This is a genomic window from Shouchella xiaoxiensis (assembly GCF_016907895.1).
Taxonomy (GTDB): Bacteria; Bacillota; Bacilli; order Bacillales; family Bacillaceae_D; genus Shouchella; species Shouchella xiaoxiensis.
The window spans coordinates 45090-56511 of the sequence record NZ_JAFBCV010000020.1 but is presented as its reverse complement, the minus strand read 5'-3'; the positions used below and the strand labels follow the sequence as shown (position 1 = coordinate 56511).

Sequence of the window (11422 nt, the reverse complement as noted above, 5' to 3'; positions counted from 1 at the left end):
CGTTCTTTTTTCCATTATAACAAGAGTATTTTTGTTTAGGTGTCTATAAATAAGAAAAAGCTGTTGAGAAATTACTTTCTCAACAGCCTGAGAAGGCGCTAAGCACCTTCTCTTTTTGCTTTATTTGACTTGCTTTAAATAGTCATCATACGAATCAACGTCAATAATACCATCTGGCGTTAGCTCAATGATGCGATTAGCGATTGTGCGAATAAACTGTTGGTCATGTGAACTGAAGATCATTGATTCTTTGAAATTAATTAGACCGTTGTTTAACGCTGTAATGGATTCTAAGTCAAGGTGGTTCGTAGGTTCATCAAGCATTAAGACGTTAGCTCCACTAAGCATCATTTTTGATAACATACAGCGTACTTTTTCGCCACCGGAGAGAACATTTGCTTCTTTTAGTACTTCTTCGCCAGAGAATAACATTCTGCCGAGGAAACCTCGCAAGAACGTTTCACTATCATCTTCTGGAGAGAACTGTCTAAGCCAGTCGACCAAGTTTAAGTCACAGCCTTCAAAGAAAGCAGCGTTGTCTTTTGGAAAATACGATTTAGATGTCGTAATTCCCCACTTAAATGTGCCACTATCTGGCTCCATTTCTCCAGAAAGAATTTTAAATAATGTTGTTTTTGCAAGATCATTTGAACCGACAAGTGCAATTTTATCGTCTTTATTCATACGAAACGAGACGTTGTTTAGTACATTGACGCCATCAATTTCTTTCGTCAAACCTTCGACAAGCAATACATCATTTCCAATCTCGCGTTCTGCCGAGAAGTGAATATATGGATATTTACGCGATGATGGTTTAATATCATCTAACGTGATTTTTTCGAGCTGTTTTTTACGTGATGTTGCTTGTTTTGATTTAGAGGCGTTCGCACTAAAGCGAGCTACGAAGCTTTCGAGCTCTTTTATTTTTTCTTCTTTTTTCTTATTGGAGTCTTGCGCTAATTTTAAAGCAAGTTGACTAGACTCATACCAGAAATCATAGTTCCCGACGTAAAGTTCAATTTTCCCGAAATCCAAATCAGCGATATGCGTACACACATTGTTTAAGAAGTGGCGGTCATGGGAAACAACGATTACCGTGTTTTCAAAGTTAATTAAGAAATCTTCTAGCCACTGAATCGCTTTTAGATCAAGTCCGTTTGTTGGCTCATCGAGCAGAAGGACATCAGGCTGACCAAATAGCGCTTGTGCAAGCAAAACCTTTACTTTGTCTGACTCAGCTAGTTCAGAAAGGGTTTTGTCATGCTGCTTTTCTGTAATGCCCAATCCTTTTAGGAGAACAGCTGCATCTGATTCGGCTTCCCAACCGTTTAATTCCGCAAATTCTCCCTCAAGCTCAGCCGCACGCATGCCGTCTTCATCAGAAAAATCTTCTTTCATATAAATCGCGTCTTTTTCTTTCATTACTTCATAGAGGCGGGCATGCCCCATGATAACAGTGGATAAAACCTGTTCATTTTCATATTCAAAGTGGTTTTGTTTCAATACGGCCATACGAGAACCTGGCTTCATTGATACATGTCCAAGCTGTGATTCTAGTTCTCCCGATAAAATCTTTAAGAATGTCGATTTACCGGCACCGTTTGCTCCAATAAGACCATAACAGTTTCCTGGGTTAAATTGAATATTTACATCTTCAAATAACTTACGGCCGCCAAATTGCAAACCAACGTTTGATACAGTAATCATATATAGAACCTCCTACGCTGTGAAGCGACTCAATCATTCATTCATTTTGTCCACATTCTAGTTTACCGTCAAAGGGCACTAGTGTAAACGAAAATCAGCGATTTTATACAAAAACGTTGCAATTCAGTCGCTCAAGCAGGAAAAAATAAGCGATTGTCGAAGTTTGTCTTTAGAAATGGGGAAGAAACGATGCTCGTTTGCCGACGATATGATGAAAAAATCGATAAAAAAAGAGTTTCTTCTTTTATCTCTCAAATCAATAAAAAAGGACACCATCCTTTATCTGAAGACAGCTATGTCATATACGAACATAACCAACTCACTGCAGCTGTATCTTTCTATCAGTCTTATTATCATCCTCATGTTGTTTATTGCAAGCCCTATTTTTCACTTGGGGAAGAACGAATTGAGCAGTTAGTTGCTTTAATAAAGCTAGAGGCAAACATACAATTACCAATCCAAATTTTATTTAATGAGAAAGAGATTTGGCGCCATATGCCACCCAGCTTTATACAAATCCGAACTACTTATATTGCTCGTTTATCGCTTGAACAGTGGCAAGTTCACTCTGAACTAGCTTCAGCAGAGCAACGCTCGTTAAATGAGTTAACGAAGCAAGAGAAACGTACTTATCAAAAGCTCGTTGCAAAGACGTATCAGGAAATGCATCTAGCTAATCCTGTGCGAACATTAACGGATAATGAGTGGAGAGAGCTCGTATTTGCAGAGGATTTATGTATGGACGATTCACTCGTTTATATCAATGGTGATGTTCAAGGTTATGTTCGTTGTCACACAACGGAAATGGATGATGAAGTAGAAATCGGCTGGATCGGAGAAAAGGGAGATTGTCAGCTGATTATTTATGATTTGTTGAGAGCGGTGTTTACTCGGCTGAGAAAGAGAGGGATTGCAACTGTTGAAGTGGAATTAGATTCAACCGATCCAGTTGCCATACGAGTTCTGGCAGCATTTCCTTTTGCAATAAAAACGCGTTTAGTGACAATTCAACAAAGACAGCCCTAGCCGGTAGGCTAGGGCTGTTGTTCTTAACGTGCGTGCATGTCGCTTGGGTCAGCACCTCGACGCTGATTGCGATCAAGAGCATGGAGTGCATCCATTTCTTCAGTTGATAGTTCAAAATCAAACACGTCAATATTTTCTTCAATACGTGTCGGTGTAACGGATTTAGGAATGACAATCGTTCCCTGCTGTAGATGCCATCTTAAGACAACTTGAGCAGCTGTTTTTTTGTGGCGCTCAGCAATTGCTGTAACAGCCTGATCTTGCAACAGCTCGCCCCCTTGATCAAGTGGACTCCACGCCTCTACATGGATTTGATGTTGGTTACAGAAATCTTTTAACTCGCGTTGCGCAAGGTATGGATGGCATTCCACTTGATTTAATACAGGTGGTACGTCACATTCTTTGAGTAAACGTTCAAGGTGTTCAATGTGGAAATTACAAACCCCAATTGCCCGAACCTTGCCTTCTTTATACAAATGTTCAAGCGCCTTATATGTATCAATATATTGGTCAAAGTCCGGTGTTGGCCAATGAATTAAATACAGATCAATATAATCAAGTCCTAGTAATGATAGGCTTGTTTCAAATGCGTTTAACGTCTGATCATAGCCTTGATCGGCATTCCACACTTTTGTTGTGATGAATAGTTCTTCACGATTGATGCCTGATTCAGCAATTGCTTGCCCGACTCCTTCTTCATTGCGATAAATCATTGCTGTGTCAATCGAGCGGTAGCCGGATTTTAAGGCATGTGCAACGGCTGGCTTTGCTTCTTCTGCTTTTACTTTCCATACTCCAAATCCAAGTTTTGGCATCGTAATGCCGTTATTTAATGTAATGTAATCCATCTTTTCAGCTCCCTTTTTGTCGATCAAATCAAGTATACAACATTGGCCGTTTCAGTCGGAAGCAGAACAACTTATTGATTTTTTCGGTAAATAGCATTTTTTTGAAAGAACGTTTTAACACAATGAAAATCGTTAATATAAAGAGTACAGATAGAGGAGGTGCCCAGATGAAAAAATGGTTGATGGTCACTGGTGGAGTGATCGTCCTAGCTGCTTGTACAGGAGCGGACGATGAGGAAGTAACGGATGGTGCGGCTGATACACCTGGATAAGAACAGAGTGAGCCGGTTCAAACAGATTCAGAAGGAACGGTTCTTGCAGAAGACTTACAAAGCCCTTGGAATACCATTATTCATAATGAAATGGCCTATATTCCGACGCGAGAAGGAATCATTTACGTTGTGGAAGATGGGGAACTCACAGAGCAAACGGTTCAACTAGAAGAAGACGTTTTGCAGGAGTCTGAGTCTGGGCTGCTTGGCATGGTTCTTCATCCTGGCTATCAAGAAAATAAATTAGCGTATTTGTATCATAGTTATCAATCAGGTGATGGCATTGCAAATCGAATTGTTCAAGTTTCTCATGATGAAGATGAAGGAACTTGGAGTGAAGAAATGGCTTTGGTTGAAGAGATTCCAGGGGCAGGCATCCACAATGGAGGTCGGTTAGCAATCGGTCCAGACGATAAGCTTTATGCAACGACTGGAGATGCGGCAGAGCCGGATTATGCTCAAGATGAAGAAAATTTGGCAGGAAGTATTCTGCGAATGGAGCTGGACGGTGCTGTTCCGGAAGATAACCCATTTACCAATTCCATTGTTTACTCCTACGGGCACCGTAATCCCCAAGGACTGGCATGGTTAAGTGATAATAAGATGTATAGTTCTGAACATGGGCAAACGGGTCATGATGAAATCAATCTTATCGAAGCAGGTAACAACTATGGTTGGCCAGAAATTGAAGGAGATGAAATGATGGACGGCATGGAGACGCCGATCATTCACTCGGGCAACGATACATGGGCACCTTCAGGTATTGCTGTTCACAATGATCAATTGTATATAGCTGGTTTAAGAGGAGAGGCTGTGTTTCAGTTTAATCCAGCAAACGAAGGTGGACTAAATACAGTTATTGAAGATTACGGTCGAGTTCGTGACGTGACGGTTGTTGCCAATTCACTTTACTTTATAACAAATAACACGGATGGACGAGGTGTTCCATCAAATACGGATGACCGCCTGATTGAATGGCAACTTGAATAAAGGATTGAAGCCGATTGCGAAATCATTAAGCGATCGGCTTATTTGAGGCTATGTCGTTTTCAACAAACGTTTCTTGCTTTATACTCAACGTATAATGGTTATGTATAGGAAGTGAGCTCTTGATAAATACACATATGGAACAAGCGAAGCAACTTTTAAAAAAAGCATATGGCTACGATTCTTTTCGTCAAGGTCAAGCAGATGTTATCAATGCTTTGTTAAACGATGATGATGCACTTGTTGTGATGCCTACTGGTGGCGGAAAATCTCTGTGCTATCAGATTCCAGCGCAAGTAAAAGGAGGGACAACCCTTGTTATTTCTCCGTTAATCGCTTTAATGAAAGATCAGGTTGATGCGTTAAATCAAATAGGGGTTCAAGCAAGCTATATTAATAGTTCTTTGACGAAAGAGGAAGAGCGAGCACGGCTTAGGGATGTGCAAAATAATCAATGTACGCTCCTGTATGTTGCACCAGAACGCCTGTACGAACCACATTTTATACAAGCAATTTCCCAAACAAAACTGTCACTAATTGCAATCGATGAAGCGCACTGTCTCTCGCAATGGGGGCACGATTTTAGACCAAGCTACTTACATATTAAGCAGTGGATTGACGGACTCGATGATCGCCCGCCACTCGTCGCCTTAACAGCAACAGCGACACATGAAGTTGCTGATGACATTCGCGCTCATTTAGGAATTGATGAAAACAAACAACATTTATTTGGCTTTAAACGAGACAATATTACGTTTCGACAGATAAAAGGTGAGAAGAAAGAAACGTATATTCCCCACTACGTGAGCTTGCATCAAAATCAATCAGGCATTATTTATACATCAACAAGAAAAGAAGCAGAAAAACTTTACGATCGCTTGAATAAAAGCCATCGCGTGGCTCTTTATCATGGAGGGTTATCTGAATTTGCCCGAACTGAGGCGCAAGAATCATTTGTTCGGGATGATGTCGACGTTATGATTGCGACAAACGCATTTGGTATGGGAATTAATAAAGCCAATGTTCGTTACATTGTCCATGCCAATATTCCTGGCACACTTGAAGCCTATTACCAGGAAGCAGGGCGTGCTGGACGAGACGGCGAACCGAGTGAATGTATTTTAATGTACCAAGCGCAAGACTTACAGACACAACGTTTTTTTATTGAGCAATCCAATGGCGAACCATCGAAAAAACAGCACGACTTTGAGAAATTACAGCAAATGAATCGATATGCCCACACGAATGAGTGTTTAGAGCAATTTATTTTGGCTTACTTCGGTGATGACGACACATCTCCTTGTGGAAAATGCAGCAATTGCACACGTACAGGTGAGAAAGAAGACGTTACAAGAGATGCGCAGATGGTGCTTTCCTGTGTGGTTCGTCTGAAAGAACGGTTTGGCAAAGGCATTGTTGCACAAGTGTTAACAGGGTCTCGAAACAAGAAAATGGAGCAATTCGATTTGACAAACTTACCGACGTACGGTCTTATGAGCAATCGAAGTGCTAAAGATGTTCAAGTGTTTATCGACTTTTTGATATCTGAGAATTATTTAGGGCTTACGCCGACCTCGTACCCAGTTATTCAGTTAACAGAACAAGGATTGGGTGTTTTAAAAGGAAAAGCGCAAGTTTTTCATTATAAAGAGCCGATCGAAGAAGCGGGAGAAGGCGACAACCAAGCATTTGAACAGTTACGGAAGAAAAGAAAAGAACTTGCAGACGAACAGGGAATACCGCCCTATCTCGTTTTTTCTGATAAGACGTTAAAAGAAATGATTAACTTGCGACCGCGTTCGCTCGAGGAATTTTCGCAAATCAGTGGTGTAGGCGAGCAGAAGCGTGAACAATATGGAGAAATGTTCATTGCATGGCTAGGTGAGCTTGGTTTAACTGAGAAGAAAGCAAGGAAGTCTTCAGGCAAAGCGAGACTTGACGTGAATCAAGCAATTGCTTTGTATCAAGAAGGTAAAACGATCGAAGCAATTGCTGAGGAACTATCTTTTTCAACCCAAACAATTGTCAAACATTTAATAGAGGCGGAAAAAGAAGATCAGATTTCAGGTCTTCTAGAGTTAGTGGACCAAGCAAAACAAGATCGAATTAATGAAGCAATCTCAAAGTGTGGGAAAGAGTTTCTTAAGCCAATCAAAATGGAAGTCGGCGAAGATATTTCATACACAGAAATTATGTTGATGGTTGAATTGGGGAGCTAACAAGATTCGTTGCATCTCTGTTAGCACTATGGTAAAACGTAAGTAGACAAGAAGAAAAGGATGGATAAAAATGACTCAATTAAACGAATTAAAAACAGAACAAGACTGGAATGACCTGTACGAGCAATCACAACAAAAAAAGGTGCTTTTGTTCAAACATAGTACGCAATGTCCTGTTAGTGCTGAAGCCTTTGAAGAATTTCAAGCTTTTGTTGAAGAGAATAGTGACCATACGTATGCTTATGTAAAAGTAATTGAATCACGACCCGTTTCAAATCAAATTGCTGAAGACTTAAATACCGTTCACAAATCACCACAACTCTTTATTTTGGAAAACAAAGAAGTAAAATGGACGGAATCACACTGGAACATTAAGAAAAAAACCATTGCAGAAGTCATCTAAGAAAACGAGATGAATGTTCATTTGAAGCTGTTGAGAAGCGATTTATCGACAGCTTTTTTGACTAATTGCTGATGTTAGAAGGTAGAGGATAACGTTGTTATTCTAATTGAACGAAAACCTTAGCCAATCCTCCTTGGCAAATTCAGTCATTGACAAATACCTTTTAAATAATACGAAGAGGTTGGGACAAAAGGAGCAGCGTACAAAGAGGATGAAAATTAATCGTTTATCGAAACGAGTGTAGAAGAAAGCATGACTTCTGCGGGGACAGCATGCGGTTGAGTCTCTAAAGCGTTTTTTCGCAGAAGAGGCCGAGGCTGTGCCCGCAAAAAGCGAAGGATTCTTCCTGCAGCGGGTTTGTTTCAATGTTCGTGTTTTCGAGTAGAATACGATGTTTTCTGACCGCTTTTTTGTTTAGCTGCTTTATCTTGTTTTAAAATACAATAATAGGTAAAAACGACAAAGCCAACAACAAATAATGAACAAACGCGTTGAACAACTGGAATCCAGTCCATTTCTGATCACCTCTAACAGATAGGGTTGCCAGTCGCGGGAGCACTATGCAAATGGCCTTGGCCATTTCTCCATTTTCAGACTTGGCAAGGCTGATAAACAAGCTTTAATTTTGGGATCTGCATACTTTACGGTATGGAGGTGATCAATTGAATTCAACTTTTTATGCGGTTAGTTTATTTGTTTTTATTGTACTAGGTATTACGAGTACGTTTGCTGCATTTTTAGCATTTGTTTCTGGTGCAGGAGCGTTTACGTTGTTGTCTTGGGTAGGTATCGCTGCTTTTTCGTTTCTCGTATTGTATGTGATTGAATTGAGTGAGCGAGTGGCTGTACTTGAAGCGCGCTTAGATGAGGAAGAAGAGGAATAGAAAAAAGCGACATCTGTCGCTTTTTTGCATTATGTTAGAGAGAATGAAGTATGGAATTATGTACCAAATGTAGATTCGCTAGCTTATTTTTGGCAATTGGATGTAGATCGCGTTGGTGAAGTTCACTTTCTAAAATAAAGATAAAATCTTCTTCAAGCTTATGTTGACGTGCTTTAACATAAGCTTCAAGTAAAACAGAATTTGATAAATGTGCAAGCATCGGACAAACTCTCCCTTTAAGATGATACGAATCTCTTTTTAGATACCCAATTTAAACAAGAATGAAACAAAAATATTTCGACAAAAATGAGTTCGTTTCTAACTAAAAGAAAAAGCATGATTCAACGCGTTACTAAGAACGTATTCAACCATGCTTTTATTAAATCGCGCAAGTATTAGCCAGTCCAATTAACGCGGCCATGCTTTTTTTCTTCATTAATTTCGACCGAGAATGAATGCTTTTTATAAAAATGAGTGAGTCTATCCAAATGAGCCCAATCGCGTTTTACTAAGTTCCCTCTTATTGTACAATTTTCAGCCCAAGCTGTTTCTTTGAGGTAAGCCATGCAAATCGAACCAAAACCTTGGCAAGGTTCTCCTTTTATATCATCAATAAAGAGAGCATGATCGGCTGTATATTCTGCCTGTAAAGCAAAATCCCATTTCCCTCTGTACGGAGAGCCACAATGATTGATCATCAACTGTAAGGTTTGATGATCACTTGTTTTGGATACAATCACCCATTCTTCATCATTCACTTGTTCAATACCAATAACTTCTTTATTCGATTCTTTTGCAATCTCTTTTACTTGTTGTTGCATACGAATAAGCTGTAATTCGGTTTGATCCGCTTTTCGTAATTCCATGGTTGTCACTTAATCACTCCTACTCTATGAAAGAAAATCCGTCTACCAGTATAAAAGATTCAGGTATAAGGTGCAAGGTTATTGAAATTGAAAAACCATTAAAGCCGATTACACTTAACCTGTAATCGGCTTTAACCGTGTTAGAAAAGACTTCCTTGTTCGAAAGGAACTCGAATCTTTAAGCGTGTAAGCTCTTCTTCAATGGTTTCTCGGTGAAGGGAGAGCGCAAAAGAAGAAAGACTAGGCAAATCTGGAATATCACGGATAATTGACGCGAGTTTTTTTGATAAATACGTGACGTCTTTCCCATTGTCTAGCTTTGATTTTACTCGTTTAAATTGGGGATCAAGATCTGCAAGCGTTTCATGAAGATTTTCAATAGATCCATAGGTTTGGATTAACGGCAATGCCGTTTTTTGCCCTACTCCAGGACAGCCAGGAATGTTATCGCCAGGATCTCCAAGTAGAGCTTTAACGTCAATCCATTGATCGGGTTGAATGCCATGCTCTAACTGAAAGGCCTGAGCATCATAGATGAATTCTTGTTTTTTCTTATTGATAATCTGGTGGGTACGTTCGCTGAGCAGTTGGTATAAGTCTTGATCATTGGAGTAAATCAAGCAAGATCCTGCCGTTTGCTGTTCCCATTGTAAGCTCAAGGCACCAATTAAATCGTCGGCTTCATAAGGGGCAAGCGTTAGTTGACTAATAGACATTTTCTCAAGAACTTGTTTGAGCAATACATACTGTTCAATCAATGGGTCTGGTAATTCTCCACGCGTTTGTTTGTACTCAGGATAGTCGAGACGACGAATTGATTCATCACGAGGAACATCCCAAGTAACAACACAGTGCGTAACTCCATGTGTTTGAATTAGTTTAAATAATTTTTGCATGAATACGCGTAAACCATTAACCGTTATACCATCCTCATTGCGTTCAAGCGCTTCAATAGGGCGGTTAAAGCTTGTTGCAAAATAGCCACGGCTTAACAAATTAAATCCGTCAATTAGTAGTAAGCGTTCGTTTTGCATCGTTAATTCCTCTCTAAATCAGACGAATAATAAGTCCAAAATCGCTCTTTTGTTAAACGTTCAACCGCTTCAGGCACACCCTCGTGGTAAGCTTTTTCCATGCTTGGCAATGTCCAAGCAAGCTGCGAGGCATGTGCACGTAATGTATCTAACTTCCGTGTTGCATAGTTGCTCACATCATGAATAATATCGGCTGGACCAATATCATTCTCATGGTTGTTTGAAAAAGCAACGGCATAAAATACAGGACGTGTAGTTGGATCTAATTCATTTAAAGCGGCAACCACGGCTTCACCAGTTGCGTCGTGGTCAGGGTGTACGGCATATCCAGGGTAAAAGGAAATAACTAATGAAGGCTGTAATTCAGCAAGTAAATCAAGCACCATTTGTTTCATTTTTTCAGGTTGCTCGAATTCAATTGTTTTATCGCGCAGCCCCATCATTCGAAGATCTGTTATTCCCATCACCTTAGCAGCCTCTTCTAATTCTTTACGGCGTATTTCTGGTAAAGACTCTCTCGTAGCAAAAGGGGGGTTACCTAAATTCCGACCCATTTCACCGAGGGTTAAGCAAGCGTAGGTTACAGGAATTCCAGCATCAATATATGAGGAAATCGAGCCGGAAACACCAAATGCTTCATCATCGGGATGAGGAAAAATGACGAGTACATGTTTTTCTTGTTTCATTCTAGTTCACTCCAAGCCAAATTAATTTTTAAAAGGGGTTTTTGACAGTTCTAAGGCAATTGCTAGTTTGCCGTCAGCTCCATGCCCTGCTAGTAAGAGTTGTTGATCGCCTATCATTTCAAAATGAGTCAATCCTTCCCCGTAAATCCAACCAATTTCAAGTTTCAAACCGACACGATAAGGTCCGTCTCCGGCGATTTTTCCATGCTCATACGTAACGAAAGCGTTGCGAATATAGGCGCTTGCCGAAAAAAAAGACTCATCAAAATGCGAAGCATAAGCACCATTTGTTGTTTCTAAGTGTAAATAAACTGCTTGATTTGCAAAGAAATCAATTAACGTTTGGACTTTTTCTTTTTCAATTGGTTCCATTAGTAGCCTCCAACAATAGGGTAATGTGTATCGCTTATTATAAGCGAACAGAACCATTCATTCAATGAAGTCGCTTTAGAGCATGGTGCCTAAATTGGGAAAAACGAGCCAAATAATG

Annotated in this window: 12 protein-coding genes and 1 pseudogene; 5 read left to right on the top strand and 8 right to left on the bottom strand. The window is 40.0% G+C overall.

Annotated elements, in window-relative coordinates; translation table 11 throughout:
* Positions 1–120: 120 nt before the first annotated feature.
* Positions 121–1707 (bottom strand): ABC-F family ATP-binding cassette domain-containing protein, encoded by a 1587-nt coding sequence (locus tag JOC54_RS21130; protein ID WP_035420375.1) that lies wholly within the window; start codon positions 1705–1707, stop codon positions 121–123.
* A gap of 153 nt (positions 1708–1860) precedes the next feature.
* Here JOC54_RS21130 and JOC54_RS21125 point away from each other — a divergent pair, with 153 nt between their 5' ends.
* On the top strand, positions 1861–2733 hold the full coding sequence (locus JOC54_RS21125; RefSeq protein ID WP_204468982.1) for a hypothetical protein: 873 nt from the start codon (positions 1861–1863) through the stop codon (positions 2731–2733).
* Positions 2734–2756: 23 nt separating this feature from the next.
* Here JOC54_RS21125 and JOC54_RS21120 read toward each other — a convergent pair whose 3' ends face one another.
* A complete protein-coding gene (locus JOC54_RS21120; RefSeq protein ID WP_204468980.1) occupies positions 2757–3581 on the bottom strand; it encodes an aldo/keto reductase in 825 nt (274 codons plus the stop codon).
* Between the two features lie 338 nt (positions 3582–3919).
* Between JOC54_RS21120 and JOC54_RS21115 the strand changes: the two are divergent.
* The 3 genes and pseudogenes from JOC54_RS21115 to ytxJ form a co-directional block, all read left to right on the top strand.
* Positions 3920–4843 (top strand): annotated as a pseudogene (locus tag JOC54_RS21115) (PQQ-dependent sugar dehydrogenase); the annotation flags it as partial.
* 119 nt (positions 4844–4962) lie between these two features.
* Entirely contained in the window at positions 4963–7059 is a 2097-nt protein-coding gene (gene recQ / locus JOC54_RS21110; RefSeq protein ID WP_239586862.1) for a DNA helicase RecQ, read from the top strand.
* A gap of 70 nt (positions 7060–7129) precedes the next feature.
* Complete coding sequence (gene ytxJ, locus JOC54_RS21105; protein ID WP_035420368.1) at positions 7130–7462, top strand: bacillithiol system redox-active protein YtxJ; 333 nt, start codon at positions 7130–7132, stop codon at positions 7460–7462.
* 362 nt (positions 7463–7824) lie between these two features.
* On the opposite strand, the gene JOC54_RS21100 is transcribed toward ytxJ, so the two are convergent.
* A complete protein-coding gene (locus tag JOC54_RS21100) occupies positions 7825–7977 on the bottom strand; it encodes a hypothetical protein (RefSeq protein WP_204468976.1) in 153 nt (50 codons plus the stop codon).
* A gap of 147 nt (positions 7978–8124) precedes the next feature.
* On the opposite strand from JOC54_RS21100, the gene JOC54_RS21095 reads away from it, so the two are divergent.
* Positions 8125–8346, top strand: coding sequence for a hypothetical protein (locus JOC54_RS21095; RefSeq protein ID WP_204468974.1), 222 nt, complete (start codon positions 8125–8127; stop codon positions 8344–8346).
* 34 nt (positions 8347–8380) lie between these two features.
* Here the strand turns inward: JOC54_RS21095 and sda are convergent, their stop codons facing one another.
* From sda to JOC54_RS21070, 5 genes are all read right to left on the bottom strand, one after another.
* The gene (gene sda, locus JOC54_RS21090; RefSeq protein WP_204468971.1) at positions 8381–8566 is read right to left on the bottom strand and encodes a sporulation histidine kinase inhibitor Sda; all 186 of its coding nucleotides are present in this window, start codon (positions 8564–8566) and stop codon (positions 8381–8383) included.
* A gap of 175 nt (positions 8567–8741) precedes the next feature.
* Positions 8742–9212 (bottom strand): hypothetical protein, encoded by a 471-nt coding sequence (locus tag JOC54_RS21085; protein WP_094189976.1) that lies wholly within the window; start codon positions 9210–9212, stop codon positions 8742–8744.
* 140 nt (positions 9213–9352) lie between these two features.
* Positions 9353–10246 (bottom strand): 5'-3' exonuclease, encoded by an 894-nt coding sequence (locus JOC54_RS21080; RefSeq protein ID WP_204468969.1) that lies wholly within the window; start codon positions 10244–10246, stop codon positions 9353–9355.
* Between the two features lie 2 nt (positions 10247–10248).
* Entirely contained in the window at positions 10249–10932 is a 684-nt protein-coding gene (gene bshB2, locus JOC54_RS21075) for a bacillithiol biosynthesis deacetylase BshB2 (RefSeq protein WP_035420362.1), read from the bottom strand.
* 21 nt (positions 10933–10953) lie between these two features.
* The gene (locus JOC54_RS21070; protein WP_204468966.1) at positions 10954–11304 is read right to left on the bottom strand and encodes a YojF family protein; all 351 of its coding nucleotides are present in this window, start codon (positions 11302–11304) and stop codon (positions 10954–10956) included.
* Positions 11305–11422 lie beyond the last annotated feature (118 nt).